The 16,370-nt window shown below is 67.8% G+C and carries 15 protein-coding genes and 1 pseudogene; 9 read left to right on the top strand and 7 right to left on the bottom strand.

Annotated features, from left to right (window positions below; genetic code table 11):
• Positions 1–76 precede the first annotated feature (76 nt).
• The gene (locus ACTPOE_RS02730) at positions 77–205 is read left to right on the top strand and encodes a hypothetical protein (RefSeq protein WP_458870663.1); all 129 of its coding nucleotides are present in this window, start codon (positions 77–79) and stop codon (positions 203–205) included.
• Positions 202–511: pseudogene (locus ACTPOE_RS02725) on the top strand (helix-turn-helix domain-containing protein). Before ACTPOE_RS02730 ends, ACTPOE_RS02725 begins: the two are co-directional and overlap by 4 nt.
• 212 nt (positions 512–723) lie before the next feature.
• On the opposite strand, the gene ACTPOE_RS02720 reads toward ACTPOE_RS02725, so the two are convergent.
• Entirely contained in the window at positions 724–2,694 is a 1,971-nt protein-coding gene (locus tag ACTPOE_RS02720) for a chloride channel protein (protein WP_458870662.1), read from the bottom strand.
• Between the two features lie 497 nt (positions 2,695–3,191).
• Between ACTPOE_RS02720 and ACTPOE_RS02715 the strand changes: the two genes are divergently transcribed.
• From ACTPOE_RS02715 to ACTPOE_RS02705, 3 genes are read left to right on the top strand one after another with little or no spacing between them, the layout of a single operon-like run.
• Complete coding sequence (locus tag ACTPOE_RS02715; protein WP_458870661.1) at positions 3,192–3,455, top strand: hypothetical protein; 264 nt, start codon at positions 3,192–3,194, stop codon at positions 3,453–3,455.
• Entirely contained in the window at positions 3,452–4,417 is a 966-nt protein-coding gene (locus ACTPOE_RS02710; RefSeq protein ID WP_458870659.1) for a c-type cytochrome, read from the top strand. Before ACTPOE_RS02715 ends, ACTPOE_RS02710 begins: the two co-directional genes overlap by 4 nt.
• A 13-nt stretch (positions 4,418–4,430) precedes the next feature.
• Entirely contained in the window at positions 4,431–6,128 is a 1,698-nt protein-coding gene (locus ACTPOE_RS02705; protein WP_458870658.1) for a cbb3-type cytochrome c oxidase subunit I, read from the top strand.
• Here the strand turns inward: ACTPOE_RS02705 and ACTPOE_RS02700 are convergent.
• Positions 6,110–6,991, bottom strand: a complete 882-nt coding sequence (locus ACTPOE_RS02700; protein WP_458870657.1) for an urea transporter — start codon at positions 6,989–6,991, stop codon at positions 6,110–6,112. The genes ACTPOE_RS02705 and ACTPOE_RS02700 overlap by 19 nt on opposite strands.
• A gap of 174 nt (positions 6,992–7,165) precedes the next feature.
• On the opposite strand from ACTPOE_RS02700, the gene ACTPOE_RS02695 reads away from it, so the two are divergent.
• A complete protein-coding gene (locus ACTPOE_RS02695; RefSeq protein WP_458870656.1) occupies positions 7,166–8,383 on the top strand; it encodes an MFS transporter in 1,218 nt (405 codons plus the stop codon).
• Positions 8,380–9,609, top strand: coding sequence for a CynX/NimT family MFS transporter (locus ACTPOE_RS02690; RefSeq protein ID WP_458870654.1), 1,230 nt, complete (start codon positions 8,380–8,382; stop codon positions 9,607–9,609). Before ACTPOE_RS02695 ends, ACTPOE_RS02690 begins: the two co-directional genes overlap by 4 nt.
• Before the next feature lie 127 nt (positions 9,610–9,736).
• Here the strand turns inward: ACTPOE_RS02690 and fabB are convergent, their stop codons facing one another.
• The 4 genes from fabB to ACTPOE_RS02670 all read right to left on the bottom strand — a co-directional run bounded on the left by fabB (position 9,737) and on the right by ACTPOE_RS02670 (position 13,645).
• Entirely contained in the window at positions 9,737–10,954 is a 1,218-nt protein-coding gene (gene fabB / locus ACTPOE_RS02685) for a beta-ketoacyl-ACP synthase I (protein WP_458870653.1), read from the bottom strand.
• 11 nt (positions 10,955–10,965) lie between these two features.
• Positions 10,966–11,478, bottom strand: coding sequence for a 3-hydroxyacyl-[acyl-carrier-protein] dehydratase FabA (gene fabA / locus ACTPOE_RS02680; protein WP_458870652.1), 513 nt, complete (start codon positions 11,476–11,478; stop codon positions 10,966–10,968).
• A gap of 131 nt (positions 11,479–11,609) precedes the next feature.
• Positions 11,610–12,002, bottom strand: a complete 393-nt coding sequence (locus tag ACTPOE_RS02675) for a flagellar protein FlhE (RefSeq protein ID WP_458870651.1) — start codon at positions 12,000–12,002, stop codon at positions 11,610–11,612.
• A gap of 41 nt (positions 12,003–12,043) precedes the next feature.
• Positions 12,044–13,645, bottom strand: coding sequence for a methyl-accepting chemotaxis protein (locus ACTPOE_RS02670; RefSeq protein ID WP_458870650.1), 1,602 nt, complete (start codon positions 13,643–13,645; stop codon positions 12,044–12,046).
• Between the two features lie 175 nt (positions 13,646–13,820).
• Here ACTPOE_RS02670 and ACTPOE_RS02665 point away from each other — a divergent pair, with 175 nt between their 5' ends.
• Together ACTPOE_RS02665 and ACTPOE_RS02660 are read left to right on the top strand one after the other, a co-directional pair.
• A complete protein-coding gene (locus ACTPOE_RS02665; RefSeq protein ID WP_458870649.1) occupies positions 13,821–14,594 on the top strand; it encodes an NRDE family protein in 774 nt (257 codons plus the stop codon).
• Positions 14,595–14,666: 72 nt separating this feature from the next.
• The gene (locus ACTPOE_RS02660) at positions 14,667–15,128 is read left to right on the top strand and encodes a GatB/YqeY domain-containing protein (RefSeq protein ID WP_458870648.1); all 462 of its coding nucleotides are present in this window, start codon (positions 14,667–14,669) and stop codon (positions 15,126–15,128) included.
• 133 nt (positions 15,129–15,261) lie between these two features.
• On the opposite strand, the gene ACTPOE_RS02655 is transcribed toward ACTPOE_RS02660, so the two are convergent.
• Positions 15,262–16,239 (bottom strand): alkene reductase, encoded by a 978-nt coding sequence (locus ACTPOE_RS02655; protein ID WP_458870647.1) that lies wholly within the window; start codon positions 16,237–16,239, stop codon positions 15,262–15,264.
• Positions 16,240–16,370 lie beyond the last annotated feature (131 nt).

Genomic DNA, 16,370 nt, shown 5'->3' with positions numbered 1-16,370 from the left:
GTATCACCAAGACAGAAAATTCCCCTCAAAGCTGAACTGCACCCCGGAAGCTGGACACTACTACCACGACGACCTCATGCCGCTGTACCTGCTGACGCTCTTCGCCAAGAGGGACAAAACCAACCTGACCAAGGCCGAGCGCAACGAACCGACCGGCCTGGTGGACAGGCTGGTGAATATCTGGAAAGGACGGACAAAGCCATGAGCACCGCATTTGAAATGCATCAAGCAGGGTCTGCAAGAGGCTATCGTGCGCGCCAAGGGTGACGAGCGCGGTGCGCGTGTACATCGTCCACGCGAAATCGACGTGAAGGCCGTGCGCGCCAAGGTGGGCATGATCCAGGAACAGTTCGCCGCCCGCTTCGGCTTCTCCAAGGCCACCTTGCGTCACTGAGAGCGCGGCGACCGCACCCCGCACGGCCCGGCGCTGATGCCGCTCAACGTGATCGAGCGCAACCCGCAGGCCGTCATCGAGGCGCCAGTGTCCTGCCCAGACAGGACACTAGCCTGAAAAGAAGCTCAATGCACCTATCCAGTCAGATTCCGCTCACCACCGGAGCCGCTTGGCGGCGTGCGTTTCAGCACCATACTCAACATCCAGGTGCAACATCGAGCGAGGTTTCAGGACGGCGCATGCCACCGCCACCATCGATCGGGTGGTGACTCAGGCGACGACCTTCTCCCAACGTGCGGCGGCGTATCCGATCCGCAGAGCCAGGGCCTTCAGGCGCCTGCAGATGAAGCCTCCTCGTCCGGTAGCTCTGGGCGCTCTCCATGCCGGCGCCGCCGCCGTGCCCTGACCCGGCGCCAGGCGCGCAGGTCGATCTGGCGGCGCATACGGGCGCTCTCGCGCAGCCGCCGGGCATGCGCCGAGATCACATCGCCCCGGGTCAGCATGCCCAGCATGCGAGTCGGATCGGCTGGATCGACCACCAGCAGCCGGCCGACGTTTTCCATCGCCATGTGATCGGCCGCCTGGCGCAAGGTGTGCGCCGGCGTCACCACCACGGGGGGGCGGCGGATCAGATCGCCCAGCCGCGCCTGCCCGGACCATTTCGCATCGAAGAACGTCCTGCGTGTCAGCACTCCGAGCACCTGGCCCGCGGCGCCCAGGACAGGATAGCCCTGATGCTGGGATTCCGGAGCGGCGCGCGCGATCCAGGCGCGCACTTCGCCGATGGTCTGGTCGGCGCCCAGCGTCGCCACATCGCGCTCGCAAGCCTCGCCGACCAGAATGCGCTCCAGGTAATCGGCCTTGTACTCCGACGGCACGCGCACGCCCCGGCGGGCGATCTTTTCCGTCATGATGGTATTGCGCATCATCATCGCCGACATCAGATAGGCGGCCGTGCAGGCGCCCAGCAGGGGCAGCAGCCCCGCCGGCTGGCCGGTGGTCTCGAAGGCGAAAATGACGGTCGTGAGCAAGGCCCGCGAGGCGCCGGCGAACAGCGCCGCCATGCCGACCAGGGCTGCGATGCGCGGATCGATTCCCAGCCATGGCGCGGCATGGCCCAGCAGCAGGCCGACCATGGCGCCCAGCGCCCCGCCGATGGTGAACATGGGAGCCAGTGTCCCGCCGGACGTCCCGCTGCCCAGGCAGATCGACCAGGAGATGAATTTCATCAGGCACAGCCAGGCCAGCGCGCCCATGGTCAGACGCCCGTTGAGGATGTTCTCGATGTTCACATAGCCCACGCCCAGCGTCGGCGGCGCCATCCAGCCTACCAGGCCCACCACCACGGCGCCCAGCGCGGGCCACCACATCCAATGAATCGGCAGGCGCTCGAAGCCGTCCTCGATGGCATAGACGACCCGCGTCACCCAGACGCCGAGTACTCCGATGACCGCTCCGATCAGCACATAGGCCGCCAGCGCGCCGCCGCCCGGCGTGGCCGCCGGGGCCATGAGAAAAACAGGCGTGGAACCCATCAACAGATCGCGCACGCCGGTCGCGGTGACGCAGGCCAGCGCAACCGGGATCAAGGAACGGCCGCGCAACTCGAACAGCAGCAGTTCCACCGCCAGCGCCACGGCCGACACCGGCGCGGCGAATACGGCCGCCATGCCGGCCGCCGCCCCGGCCGCCAGCAGCACCTTGCGCTCACTGGCCGTCACTTTCATCAACTGGCCGATCAGCGAACCCAGCGCGCCGCCCGTGGCGATGATCGGCCCCTCGGCGCCAAACGGACCGCCCGTGCCGATCACGACCGCCGAGGAAAGCGGCTTGAGCAGCGTGATGCGGGTGGGGATGCGCGACTGGTTGAGCAGGATCTGTTCCATGGCCTCGGGGATGCCGTGGCCCCGGATCGCCTTCGAGCCCCAGCGCGCCATGCCGCCGGCGATCAGACCGCCGATGACCGGTACGCCGATCACCCAGGCGCCCAGATGCGGCACTGCCTCGGCCGGCGAACTGAACGCGGTGGACCAGATGCCGTAGAAACTGAGGTTGGTGATCAGCCCGATCAGCTTCATCAGCAGCCAGGCCACACAGGCCGCCGCCATCCCCAGCAGGATCGACACACCGATGAGCCGCATCAGGCGCGCATCGAACCGGGTCAGGCCGCGCGGCATGCGCACCCGCGCCAGACTCAGCCCCAGATCGGGCGCCACGGGCAGGCCGCCGGTCCGGGTCTGCTCCAGCGGCGGCAAAGGATGGTCCGGCGAAATCCGGTCCTGGGAAAGTTGTTCTGGCATGGGCAAGGAAATTCCGGCCTTCTGAATCCAAAGGCAACCTTCTATTATGAAGCTTCAAGCTTTAAGGAAGCTGAGAGCCGGACCGATGCGCACAAGCCGCCGCCGGGGCACAAGTCCGGCACTCGCTCAAGGGGAAATCCCTATTTCCGCACAAACTTGATGCAAGTTAAGGCATCCAGCCAAAAAATAAGATTCGCCCGTACCAAGCCCCTTGTGGCCCGTCTTTTATGTTCAAACAAAAAAATCGAGAAAATACATTAAATTCATTATTTAATACATTGATTATAAATAATAATATTCTGCAATTAATCCGCTTTTAACTGGACTATCGAGTCTTCTTCCATCCCGCGCCGCAATAAAAAGAACCATCGTTTGATGCTTTCTTGATCGATTTTGCATCGATCGTATCCCCGGTCCGGGATGATGGCTTCAGGGCGCCAGCCCTCCCCCCGCTCCTAGACTGTCCTCGCCATCCACAACCCGGAGGGGAAACTATCATGGCGCAACGCATCATAGACGGGGTGCTGTCGGCCCTGGCCGGCCTGGTCAGCGTGCTGCTGTCCTGGCCCTACTGGCGGGATTTCGAGTATTGGCCCGAATCCCATGCCATGTGGTGGCTGTATATCGCCATGGGCTACATCCTGGCGGTGTACGTGTTCTACGTCTTCATGGGCAGCCTGCGCACCCTGTTCCTGCATGACGAGCAGGCGCGGACTCCGGCATCCGGGAGTGAAGATCTGGCACAGGAGGAACGGTCATGAGCTGCCTGAACGGTACCGACTGCCGCGAACCGGCCAAACGCCGCGCCGCCCTGGCCGTGCTGGGGCTGATGCTGGCGATCTTCCTGCTGCTGTCGGCCTGGTCATTCCTGCCCTCCCGCGTGCAGGCCATCCCCGATGCGATCCAGTACGGCGGCGTCGACGCGGTGGAAGGCAAGCGCGTCTTCCAGGCCTACAACTGCATGGGCTGTCATACCATCGTCGGCAATGGCGCCTATTTCGGCCCCGACCTGACGCGCATCCACGCCGAGGCCGGACCCGCCTGGCTGGCCGCCTTCCTGCCCTCGGCGGGCGGCTGGCCCACGTCCGCCGCCGTGCGGGTCCAGCTGCAGAATCCGGCGGTCCGGGAAGACGCCGGCACCGCCGACCTGCAGGCCTACCTGCAGCGCTATCCCGGCGCGGCCGAGCGCCTGGAGCGGCGCGGAGGCCAGCATACCCTGATGCCCAACCTGCCATTGGACGCCCACGAGATCACGGCGCTGATCGCCTTCCTCAAGTACACCTCATCCATGCACACCGAGGGCTGGCCACCCAAGCCGCGCGAGGATCGGCGGATTCCCGCGAACCTGACCGGACAAGCCGCGACCGGCCAGGCCACCGCCACGACCGCCTCGGCGGCTCCGGCCCCGTCCGCGGAGGCCGCGCAAGCCCAGGATCCGGTGGCGCGCGGCCGGCAACTGGTCTCCGACCTGGGATGCGTGGCCTGCCACGCCACCGATCAGAAACGCATGGTGGGTCCTGGCTGGGGCGGCCTGTCGGGCCACGAGGTCCAACTGGCCGACGGCACCACCGTCACGGCGGACGAGGCCTACCTGATCCGCTCGATCCGCCAGCCCGACGCCCAGATCGTCGCGGGCTACCCGCCGCACGTCATGCCGTCCTACGACGCGCTGATCGACGAGGCCGACATGAAGGCCATCGTGGCCTACCTGCGCAGCCTGTGAGAAGGAAGCCATCATGATCAAGATCGACTACCAGACGCAGCGCCTGAGCCTGCGCTTTTTCCTCCTGATGCTGGTCCTGTTCGGGTTCCAGGTCCTGTTCGGCCTGCTGATCGCCGTGCAGCACGTGGACCCGCATCTGCTCTCGGGCATCCTCAACTTCAACATTCTGCGCGCCGAGCACACCAACCTCGGCATCCTCTGGATCCTGTCGGGTTTCATCGGCACCATCCTGTTCATCGGCCCTTTGCTGTCGCGCCGCGAACTGGCCGCCCCCGTACTGATCCGCTTCCTGTTCTGGGCCCTGCTGGCCGTCACCCTGTGGAACGTCGCCACCCAGTCCCTGGCGGCACGAGGCATCGCCGGCTGGTGGCTGGGACAGCCCTGGCTGCAGGAAGGCCTGGAATACCTGGAGGCCGGCCGCGCCGCCGACATCGTCATCTTCGTCGGCTTCGCGATCCTGGCCTGGGTGGTGCTGCGCACCTTCCCGGCGCGCCGCGACTGGAACGAAATTCACTGGGGGCTGGCGATCGGAGTGAGCGCCCTGACCCTCGTCTGGCTGTTCGGCGTGTTCTTCGTCGAGCGCCTGGATCTGCAGGAATACTTCCGCTGGTACGTGGTGCACTACTGGGTCGAAGGGGTCTGGGAAGTCATCCACATCAGCCTGGTGGGCTTCCTGCTGGTGCTGATGTTCAAGGCCGACGTCAAGGCCGTGGGCTACGCCGTGTTCTGGGGGGTCGCAATGGTCTGGCTGTCCGGCCTCATCGGCAATGCGCACCACTACTTCTGGATCGGCACGCCGGAATTCTGGCAGTTCTGGGGCTCGCTGTTCAGCGCCCTGGAGCCGCTGCCCCTGGTGTTCTGCTTCTGGCACATCTACCTGGACGCGCACCAGGACCGCCGCCCGCTGGAGAACGCCCCGGCCTTCTATTTCATCCTGGGCTCGGTGGTGCTCGAACAGGTCGGAGCGGGCATCTTGGGGTTCACCATGACTTTCGCGCTGACCAATGTCTGGTCGCACGGCACCTGGGTCACGCCCAGCCACGCCCACCTGGCGCTGTTCGGCACCTTCGGCATGCTGGGGATCGCATCGGCCTATTACGCGATCCCTCTGCTGCGCGGCGTCAAGGACTTCGACCAGCGGCTGGGCCGGGTCGCCTTCTGGCTGGTCTTCACCGGCATGCTGGGCATCGCCTTCGCCTTCGCGATCGGCGGCACGATCCAGGTCTTCCTGTATCGCGCCATGGGGCTGAGCTGGTTCGGCGGCCAGGTCTTCCCCGCCATGCAGTTCTACAAGATCCTGGTGCCGGTGTTCGGACTGGTGTTCCTGACGGGCGCGGGCCTGCTGATCTACGACCTGCTGACGCTGGGGCTGCGCGCCCGCGGCGCTCCCCGGCCGCAAGCAGTCTACCGGGCAGCCGATCCGGGTCGCTGGAGCCGCCCGCTTCAGGGTACGGAAGCCGGTCTGTGGCTGGCGGGCATGTGGATCTTCGGCGCCTTCATCACCCTGGGCCTGCTCAGCTTCAACCTGGACGCCGTAGCCCAGGGCGATCCGACCATCCCCTACGTCCTGGCCGGACTGGGCTACCCGGGCCTGCTCCTGATCACGCTGCTGTTCGTCTGGCGTTTCCTCGCATCGCTGGAGGCCCGGCCGGCCGCCGCGCCGGCGCCTGCCGGCTTCGACCCAGCCATCGATCAGGCCGCCCGGACCTGAGAAGACCTGCGCAGGGCGGCCTGGCGCACCACCCAGGTCGCCAGCAGGAACGGGGCCGTCAGCGGCGGCAGATCCAGCAGCTGGAAGCCTCGCGCCAGGCCCAGGCTCAGCAGTGCGCCCAGGCACGGCCACAGCCAGCGGCCCGGGCGGATCGTCCGCAGCGCCTCGGCCGCCAGTACGGCGTTGAAGCCATACAGGCCCAGTCGGCCCGCCTCGGCCGGAAAGCCCGCCCACACGGCCGCCAGCAGGCACAGGCCGGACGCCAGGCCGGCGGACAGCGCCGCCCGGGGCGTGCCCAGCGCCAGCCCCAGCAGGCACAGGGCGCCGGCCCGGGGATCGTCCAGGAACATCACCTGACCGACCCCGCGCAGCAGGCCCAGCGCCGCGCCGCTCCAGCCAGGATCGGCGGCCGACGGTGCCACGACCCGCGGCAGGTCCAGTCCGGACGCCGCCGCCATCAGCAGCCAAATCGAGAGAACGAATGGCGCCGTATAGGGCGGCACGGCGCACCGGCCACGCCAGACCTGCGCGAACCAAGTGGCCAGGCAGGCCAGAGGCGCCACCAGGGACCAGGCGATCGGACCGGGCGCCAGCACGGTTATGACTCCCAGCCCCGTCAAGGCACCGTTGTAGCCGTCCAGGCCCGCGCGGCTCCCGGCGGCATCGCCGACGGACAAACCCCACACGGTCCCGGCCAGCGCCCCCAGCAGGCAGGCGCCCGCCTGCGTCCAGGACTGCCAGGCCACGGCGCCCAGCAGGACCACGCCGGCCCGGGCGCTGGGCAGCAGATAGATCTGGCCGATCCCGCGCAGCAGCATACGGATGAAGGCGGTGCCGAACGAAGCATGATCCCGCAAAGGCATGGCGGATACCTGGTGGAATGAAGTCCGGGGACGAGGTCCGGGTCCGGGCCCGGCATCCGCGATCGTACAGCGGGAACGATGCGGGCGGATATGGCGCATGGCATGGCGTCCATAACGGTCGGAGCATGTCGCCGACCAGCGTACAATCCTTCGGATGTCCTCGCCCGATCGACCATGAAAAACACCCTCGCCACGGCACCGGCCACCGCCCCCAAATCCGAACCCGGCGTCGCCTTCCCCGTCCTGGGGGCCATCAGCCTGACCCATCTGCTCAACGACATGATGCAGTCGGTGCTGCTGGCGATCTACCCGGTGCTGCAGGGCCGCTTCGATCTCAGCTTCGCCCAGGTCGGCATCATCACCCTGGCCTTCCAGTTCTCGTCCTCGCTGCTGCAACCGGTGGTGGGCCGGGTCACGGACCGCCGCCCGATGCCCTATTCCCTGCCGGTCGGCATGGGCTTCACCTTCTGCGGCCTGCTGCTGCTGTCCCAGGCCTGGAACTTCCCCCTGGTGGTGCTGGCCGCCACGCTGGTGGGAGCCGGGTCCTCGGTGTTCCACCCTGAATCCTCGCGGGTGGCGCGCATGGCCTCGGCCGGTCAACACGGCCTGGCCCAGTCGATCTTCCAGGTGGGCGGCAACATCGGCTCTTCGATCGGGCCCCTGCTGGCCGCTCTGCTGATCGTGCCCCACGGCCAGGGCAGCGTCGCCTGGGTGTCGCTGGCCGCCCTGGCCGGCATCTGCATCCTGTGCGGCGTCAGCCGCTGGTACGCCGCCAACCTGTCCGGCGTGCGCGGGCGCGCATCCCTGCGCAAGACCGACAACGGCCTGTCGGCGCGCCAGGTGCGCGGTGCCGTGTTCATCCTGCTGCTGCTCATCTTCAGCAAATACTTCTATCTGGCGGGGCTGAACAGCTACTTCACCTTCTTCCTGATCGACCGCTTCGGTCTGGACATCCAGCAGGCGCAATACTCCCTGTTCGTGTTCCTGGCCGGTGTGGCCGCCGGCACGCTGGCGGGCGGTCCCCTCGGCGACCGCATCGGCCGCAAGCGCGTCATCTGGGGCTCGATCCTGGGCACGGCGCCATTCTCCCTGGCCCTGCCCTACGCCAACCTGCACTGGACCCTGATCCTGGTGTTCTGCGCCGGATTCATGATCGCCTCGGCCTTTCCGGCCATCATTGTCTACGCGCAGGAACTCATGCCCGGCAAGACGGGCACGGTCTCGGGCCTGTTCTTCGGCCTGGCCTTCGGCATGGGCGGGATCGGCGCCGCCGCGCTCGGCCGGCTGGCCGACGCCACCAGCATCGCCTTCGTCTATCACCTGTGCGCCTTTCTGCCCCTGCTGGGACTGGCGGCCTTCTTCCTGCCGGACACGCGGCGCCGCTCCGCATGAAGCCGCCCGCCACCCACGCGGCCGGCTGGCTGGTCGCGGCCAGCCTGTTGCTGCTGGCCACCAACCTGCGCCCCTTGTTCCCCAGCACGGCCGTCCTGCTGCCCGAGCTGACCCAGGCCCTGAGCCTCACCGGCGCCCAGGCCGGTTACCTGACCACCCTGCCCGTACTGTGCATGGGGCTGTTCGCCCCTTTCGCGCCCCATCTGGCACAGCGCACAGGCATCGAGCGCACCCTGCTGCTGGTGCTGGCCCTGATCACCGTCGGCACGGCCCTGCGGGGCGCCCTGGGCGTCACGGGCCTGTTCCTGGGCACAGGCCTGGCGGGCGCCGGCATCGCGCTGGGCAACGTACTGCTGCCCAGCCTCGTGAAGCGGGATTTCCCCGACCGGGCAGCCTTGATGACCGGCCTGTACACCATGAGCCTCGTGGGCGGCGCCGCCCTGGCCGCCGCCGTCACGCTGCCGCTCACCCAGGCCCTGGGCGATCGCTGGGACCTGGGTCTGGCGCTGTGGGCCGTTCCGGGCGTGGCGGCGATGGCGGCCTGGGCGCCGATCGCCCTGCGCGCCGCCGGCCGGCCGACGGGAGGCCGCCATATCCTCCCGGTCGAAGGCCTGCGGCGCGACGGTCTGGCCTGGGCCGTCACCCTGTTCATGGGCTTGCAGTCGGCGCTGGCCTATTGCGTGCTGGGCTGGATGGCGCCGATGCTGCGCGGCCGCGGGCTGGACGGCACCGAAGCCGGCCTGGCGACCTCGCTGTCGATCCTGGTACAGGTCGCCGCCTGCCTGCTGACGCCCATGGTGGCCTCGCGATGCCGGGACCAGCGCGGCCTGGCCGTCCTGCTGTCCGCTTCGGCTACCCTGGCCCTGATCGGCATGATCCTGGGACCACGCTGGGCCATCTGGCCGCTGGCCGTGGTCCAGGGCATTGGCCAGGGCGGGCTGTTCGCCCTGGCCGTGATGCTGATCGTGCTGCGGTCCGGAGACGCTCACGTAGCCGCCCACCTGTCCAGCATGTCCCAGACCACGGGCTACATCCTGGCCGCCTGCGGCCCCCTGTTGATCGGAGTGCTGCACGACCGGGCGGGCGATTTCCGGACTTCGACGGCGCTGCTGGCGGCGCTCGGCCTGAGCACCGCCCTGGCCGGCTGGCGGGCAGGCCGCAATGCGCTGGTGCGCGCCACTGCCGTCCGGGCCGCGGACGGCGCCGCCGCGGCAAAGGCTTCCTGAGGCTCTCCTCTTCCCCCGGGCCGCGTCCCGAAAAAGACGATCGGACAGAATCGAAACGGCCCGCCGTGTTTTTGCGCGGCGGGCCGTCCAGTCGAGCAGGGCTGAAGCGTACCCCAGGCGAGCGGGATCAGAGCCCCGCGCGCGAGAACACCAAGGTGGCGTTGGTGCCGCCGAAGCCGAAGCTGTTCGACAGCGCGGTCTCGATGCGGGCCTGAGGCAGGGCTTCGCGCAGAATGTTCATGCCCTCGGCCGCCGGGTCCAGGGTATCGATGTTGGCCGAGGCCGCGACAAAGCCATGCTGCATCATCAGCAGGGTATAGACCGCCTCGTTCACGCCCGCCGCGCCCAGCGCGTGGCCGGACAGGGACTTGGTCGAAGCGATCCAGGGCTGGTCGTCGCCGAAAACCTCGCGGATGGCTTCGAGTTCCTTGATGTCGCCCACCGGCGTGCTGGTGCCGTGGGTATTGATGTAATCGACGCGGGTGCTCACATCCGCCAGCGCCTGGCGCATGCAACGCGCCGCACCCTCGCCGGACGGCGCCACCATGTCGTAACCGTCGGACGTGGCCCCGTAGCCGACGATCTCGGCCAGGATCCGGGCGCCGCGGGCCATGGCATGTTCGTATTCCTCGACCACCAGGATGCCGCCACCGCCGGAAATCACGAAACCGTCGCGGTCGGCATCATAGGTGCGCGAAGCGCGATCCGGCGTGTCGTTGTAGCGCGTGGACAGCGCCCCCATGGCGTCGAACATGAAGGACAGGGACCAGTGCTCTTCTTCCGCGCCGCCGGCGAAGACGATGTCCTGCTTGCCCAGCTGGATCTGCTCGACCGCGTTGCCGATGCAATGCGCACTGGTGGAGCAGGCCGAGCTGATGGAATAGTTCACGCCCTTGATCTGGGCGCCGGTGGCCAGGCAGGCCGATACGCCGCTGGCCATGGCCTTGGTGACCATGTAGGGGCCGACGCGGCGCACGCCTTTTTCGTGCAGGGTCTGGATGCCGTCGTTGATCGAGGAATGCGAGGCGCCGCCGGCGCCGACGATCAGACCGGTGCGCGGATTGGACACCAGATCGGGCGTCAGCCCGGCGTCCTGGATGGCTTCCTGCATGGCCAGCCAGGCGTAGGCATGGCCGTTGGCCATGAAGCGGCCGAGCTTGCGGTCGATCCGGTCGAGCGCGTCCAGGCGCACCGAGCCCGCCACGTGCGAGCGCAGGCCCTGTTCGGCGTATTCCGGCTGGAAAGTGATGCCGGAGCGCCCGTGGCGCAAGCTGTCGAGGACCTCGGACTGGTTGTTGCCCAGGCTGGACACGATGCCCATGCCGGTGACGACGACACGACGCATGATCGAACCTCCTAGAAATTGTCCGTGCGGGTGAACAGGCCCACGCGCAGATCGTGGGCCGCGTAGATCTCATGGCCATCGACTTCCATGCGCGCGTCGGCGATCCCCATCACCAGCTTGCGCATCATGACGCGCTTCATGTCGATGGTATAGCGGACCAGCTTGCCGGTGGGCAGTACCTGACCGGTGAACTTGACTTCGCCCACGCCCAGGGCACGGCCCCGGCCCTGGCCACCGCAGCAGCCCAGGAAAAACCCCACCAGTTGCCACATCGCGTCCAGCCCCAGGCAGCCCGGCATGACCGGATCGCCCTGGAAATGGCAGCCGAAGAACCACAGGTCGGGACGAATGTCGAGCTCGGCCACGATCTGGCCCTTGTCGTGCGCGCCGCCCTTGTCATCGATGTGCGTGATCCGGTCGAGCATCAACATGGGCGGCAGCGGCAGTTGGGCATTGCCGGGACCGAAGAGTTCCCCGCGCCCGCATGCCAGCAGTTCATCGTAGCTATAGCTGTTCTTTTGCATGATTTTCCGTCTGAGATCCCCGGCTCGGCGGCCATTCCGGGCGCAAGGCGCCCTATAAGCTAGGTAAGCTGACTAGTATAACCCGATATATTTTCAGCCGATGGCGCACCCGGCGCGCGCGCCGGACGAGACTACCGGCCGTCGAACCACACGGTTACCGTCCCCCGGACGAATACGGGCGGATGATCGTCGCCCCAGCCCTCGACCCGGTGCACCAGCAACAGCGGCCCGCGCGCCGCGCGGCCGTCGAAGGCATGCGTCTCGACGCTGCGGCCCTCCAGCGGCACGCACGGACCCTGTTCGGAGCCCCAGCACAGGCGGGTGGAGATGCGGGCGGAACTGTCGTAGTCCCGGGAAGCATAGACCTGGGTGATGCGGGCGGACGCGGGCACCGCCGGACCCCGGGGGCCGGGTCCGTAGAGGACGACCACCGCCCGGCCTCGCGCCTGCAGGCCCTGGCCGACCCGGTCCCGCGTCCAGGCCTGGTCGTCGCCGGCACGCGCCAGGCCTGCGACCAGGACCATCGCGGCCGCCGCCGCGCCGCGCGGGATCCGGCCGGCGTGTCTCATTCCTGAGGCAAGGCGGGCGCGCCCGGTCCGCTCAGCTGAAAAACGCCGACGGCGTGGTTCAGGCCGTTCATCTGGTCGTTCAGGGACTGGGCGGCCGTACCCGCCTCGACCACCAGCGCCGCATTTTGCTGGGTCACTTGATCCATTTGTCCGATGGCCAGGTTGATCTGTTCGATACCGGAAGCCTGCTCGCGGCTCGCCAGCGTGATTTCCGACATGATGTCGGCCACCCGCCGCACACTGGTGACGACCTCGGTCATGGTCTGGCCCGCCCCGTCGGCCAGTTCCGCGCCGGACTGGATCTTGCGCACAGTATCGTCGATCAGGCCGCGGATTTCCTTGGCGGCGTTCGAGGACCGCTGGGCCAGCGCGCGGACCTCCGAGGCCACGACCGCGAAACCCTTGCCCTGCTCTCCCGCCCGGGCGGCTTCGACCGCGGCGTTCAGGGCCAGGATATTGGTCTGGAAGGCGATGCTGTCGATCACCCCCACGATGTCGGACATCTGGCGCGTTGAAGCATTGACCTCGCCCATGGTCTCGACCACCCGGGACACGGTCTGGCCGCCCCGCGAAGCGATCTCGGAAGCGGTGGCCGCCAGCGTGTTGGCCTGCTGGGCATTGGCCGCGTTGTGGCCCACCGTACTGGTGATCTGCTCCATGCTGGCGGCGGTTTCCTGCAGCGAAGCGGCCTGCTCCTCGGTGCGCGCCGACAGGTCCAGATTGCCATGCACGATCTGACCGACGGACTGGCCGATCCACTCGGTGCCCTGGCGGACCTGGGCCACGGCCCGGGCGATGCCGTCGCGCATGACCCGCATCGCGTGCATCAGACTGGTCTTGTCCCCCGGACGCACCGGAATGTCCACGCGCAGGTCGCCTTGCGACATGCGATCCGCGATCCGGATGACGGCATCGGGCTCGCCCCCCAGTTGCCGCACCAGCTGACGCGACAGGGCCGTGCCCACGATCAGGAGGACGAGCGCCAGGATGGCCGCCGCCAGCGCGAAGCCGCCGGCCTGCCCCCAGACGACGGCGTCGACTGTGTCCAGATACACGCCCGATCCCAGGATCCAGCCCCAGGGCGCGAATTCCCTCACATAGGAGACCTTACCCACGGGCCGATCGACGCCCGGCTTGGGCCACAGGTAGAACACGTAACCGTCATGCGTCGGGCTGGCCTTGACGGTATCGACGAAGGCCACGAACAATTTCAGGCCGTTGGGATCCCGCATGCCCGACAGGTCCTTGCCTTCGAGCTCGGGCTTGATCGGGTGCATCACCATGCGCGGCGCCATGTCGTTGATCCAGAAATATTCCTGGCCGCTGTAACGCATGCCGCGGATGGCGTCCATGGCCTGTTTCTTCGCCTGCTCCTCGGACAAGGCGCCGGTTTCGGCCTGGTGGTGATAGTAGGTGATCACCCCGTAGGCTGTCTCGACAGCCTGGCGCGCGCCGATCTGCCGTTCCTGCAGCAGGGCGCCGCGTTCCATCCATAGCAGGGACGCCGTCAACACGACGATCCCGACAATCGCCGCCAGGGTGAACAAGGCGAATTTGAACGCGGTCGAACGCGTCCAGGCCTGCAATGACCGTGACATGATGTGTTTCCTCTCTTATTATCATCCACAATCCGGATACGCCCGCGATCTTCCTCGGGGCGGCCGCCAGCGGATCACATCGCGGTCGCAAAATCAGTATACGATTGAAGCATTCCGCTCAAGCCGCAGAAAAAAGGCCATATCCCGGGATTCCTGTCCCGCCGGCCCCACGCCCATGTGCATCGCCTACCTGTCCCTCGGAGCCGCCGGCTGGCCCCTGCTGATCGCCGCCAACCGCGACGAATTCCACGGCCGTCCATCCCGGGCGGCCGGCCCCTGGCCCGACGCTCCGCGCCTGGTCGCAGGATGCGACCTGCAAGGCGGCGGCACCTGGATGGGCGCGACTGCCGACGGCCGCTACGCCCTGCTGACCAACTACCGCGAACCCGGGCGCCCCGCGCCGTCCGGCGCCCCTTCGCGCGGCCTGCTGGTGCGCGATTTCCTGCTGGGCGGAGGCGATCCCGGCACCTGGATCGCCGCGATCGCGGCCCGGGCGGACCACTGGGCGGGCTTCAATCTGATCGCGGGCGATGCGAGCCAGGCCTGGTACCTGGGCAATCGGGATCCCGCCCGCGCGCCCCGCCGCCTGGAGCCCGGACGCTACGTGCTGTCGAACCACCTCCTCGACACACCCTGGCCCAAGGCCGCGCGGCTGCGCGCCTCGCTGGACGCCCTGCCGCCCGCTGCCTGGGCATCCGAGCCCGAGCAGGTGTTCGAACGGCTGCGCGACACTACGACGGCCGACGATGCGCGGCTGCCCGACACGGGACTCGCTCTGGAACGCGAGCGCCTGCTGAGCAGCCCCTTCATCATCAGCCCGGACTACGGCACCCGCTGCTCGACAGTGCTGGCGGGGGCCGCCGACGGCCGGATTTTCTTCAGCGAACAGGGCTACGACGCGGTGGGGCGTCCGCGCGAGCGCCACGACTGGCGGCTGCAGGATCTATAGGGCCGGGGACCGGCCGACCGCCGCGGTGCACGCGCTAAAATGCCGTTTTTCACGCCCTACAGGAAATCCCCCATGAGCACCGGGCTCGCCAGCCAGATCACCGACGCCGTCAAGGCCGCCATGCGCGCGCACGACGGCACCCGCCTGGGCACCCTGCGGCTATTGCAGGCCGCCATCAAGCAAAAGGCCGTGGACGAGCGCGTCGAGCCCGACGACGCGGCGATCCTCGCCATCATCGAGAAGCAGGTCAAGCAGCGGCGCGAGTCCATCGCGGCCTTCGAATCCGCCGGCCGCACCGACAGCGCCAACCAGGAACGCGCCGAACTGGACATCCTGAAGGAATTCCTGCCCCAGGGCGCCTCGCCCGAGGAAATCGCAGCCGCCGTCGATGCCGCTCTCGCCCAGGCCGCCGGCCAGGGCCTGCAGGGCGGCGCCGCCATGGGCGCCATCATGGGTCAGTTGAAAAAGGCCCTGGCCGGCCGCGCCGACATGGCCGCCGTGTCGGCGCAGGTCCGCACCCGTCTGAACGGATGAGGCGGGATACGGATCAATCCCTGCGGACTGATCTGTGTCTGCCGAATCGAAACGCCTCGCAAGGCGCGACATGGAGGGGTGCTACGGCGAGAGACCGCCCGAATCCACGGGCGCACGCGGCGCGAAGGCTGGTTCAGACGGTCCCTGAAGCCAGACCGTCCCTGATCTGCCGGACCAGATCGGGATTGCGCACGAACGCCCGGCCGAAGGCGACCGCCTCGCCGCGTTCCGCCTGGACGGCGCGCAGCGCGGAATCGGGATCGTAGCCCTCGCTCAGCACCAGCGCACCGCTGAAGGCATCCCGGATCACCGGGGTCAGCGCGTCCACGCCTTCATGTTCGCGCACGCAGACGAAGGCGGCGCGCCGCTGGCCCAGTTCGCGGGCCACGTGGCGGTACAGCGCCACCGGATCCGAATCCCGCATGTCGTAACGGTCGCCGCGCGGCGACAGATGCACCCCGACGCGCCCGGCTCCCCAGATGCCGATGCAGGCGTCGACGATCTCCAGCAAGAAGCGGCTGCGCTTGCACACCGAGCCGCCGTAATCGTCCTGGCGGCCGTTGGAGCCATCGTGCAGAAACTGGTCGATCAGATAGCCGTCTCCGGCATGCACTTCCACCCCGTCGAATTCCGCCAGCCAGGCATGGCGGGCCGCCTGCTCGAAATCCGCGATCACGCGCCGGATCTCGTCGAGCCGCAGGCTGCGTGGCACGACGAAGCCCCCGGCCTGCGGACACGGCCCCCGGCCGCAGGCGATGGCGCTGGGCGCCACGGGCATCTCGCCCGACAGGTATTCAGGATCCGACACCCGACCGGCGTGCCACAGTTGCAGGACGATGCGCCCGCCGCGCCGATGCACGGCGTCCGTCACCGCCCGCCAACCCTGCGCCTGAGTGGAATTCCAGATGCCTGGTGTATCCGGATGTCCGACGCCCAGCGGCGACACCGAGGCCGCGCCAGCCAGGATCAGGCCCGCGTCGGCGCGCCGAACATAATACGCGCGCATGCCGTCGTCGGGCACGCGGCGCTGCACGGACCACGCGCCCGCCGCGGGTGCCATGACGATGCGGTTGGGCAGCTCGATTTCCCCCAGCCTGACCGGATCGAACAAACTTGTCATATCATGCGGGAAAAAGCGGGGCTGGTTCAGCGCATTCCCTGTCATAATTTGCTGCAATGCACCATCCAGATATCAAATTCACATAAAAATCCATCAGGGTTTTTACCAGATTTTCGTGTCCC

Source organism: Castellaniella sp. WN (assembly GCF_054457555.1).
Note: the sequence above shows the minus strand (reverse complement) of the source record. Positions and strands in the feature narration are given on the sequence as shown.

Coding starts and splice junctions, on each gene's coding strand:
- ACTPOE_RS02730 (WP_458870663.1), top strand. CDS start 77: ATGCCGCTGTACCTGCTGACGCTCTTCGCCAAGAGGGACAAAACCAAC.
- ACTPOE_RS02720 (WP_458870662.1), bottom strand. CDS start 2,694: ATGCCAGAACAACTTTCCCAGGACCGGATTTCGCCGGACCATCCTTTG.
- ACTPOE_RS02715 (WP_458870661.1), top strand. CDS start 3,192: ATGGCGCAACGCATCATAGACGGGGTGCTGTCGGCCCTGGCCGGCCTG.
- ACTPOE_RS02710 (WP_458870659.1), top strand. CDS start 3,452: ATGAGCTGCCTGAACGGTACCGACTGCCGCGAACCGGCCAAACGCCGC.
- ACTPOE_RS02705 (WP_458870658.1), top strand. CDS start 4,431: ATGATCAAGATCGACTACCAGACGCAGCGCCTGAGCCTGCGCTTTTTC.
- ACTPOE_RS02700 (WP_458870657.1), bottom strand. CDS start 6,991: ATGCCTTTGCGGGATCATGCTTCGTTCGGCACCGCCTTCATCCGTATG.
- ACTPOE_RS02695 (WP_458870656.1), top strand. CDS start 7,166: ATGAAAAACACCCTCGCCACGGCACCGGCCACCGCCCCCAAATCCGAA.
- ACTPOE_RS02690 (WP_458870654.1), top strand. CDS start 8,380: ATGAAGCCGCCCGCCACCCACGCGGCCGGCTGGCTGGTCGCGGCCAGC.
- fabB (WP_458870653.1), bottom strand. CDS start 10,954: ATGCGTCGTGTCGTCGTCACCGGCATGGGCATCGTGTCCAGCCTGGGC.
- fabA (WP_458870652.1), bottom strand. CDS start 11,478: ATGCAAAAGAACAGCTATAGCTACGATGAACTGCTGGCATGCGGGCGC.
- ACTPOE_RS02675 (WP_458870651.1), bottom strand. CDS start 12,002: ATGGTCCTGGTCGCAGGCCTGGCGCGTGCCGGCGACGACCAGGCCTGG.
- ACTPOE_RS02670 (WP_458870650.1), bottom strand. CDS start 13,645: ATGTCACGGTCATTGCAGGCCTGGACGCGTTCGACCGCGTTCAAATTC.
- ACTPOE_RS02665 (WP_458870649.1), top strand. CDS start 13,821: ATGTGCATCGCCTACCTGTCCCTCGGAGCCGCCGGCTGGCCCCTGCTG.
- ACTPOE_RS02660 (WP_458870648.1), top strand. CDS start 14,667: ATGAGCACCGGGCTCGCCAGCCAGATCACCGACGCCGTCAAGGCCGCC.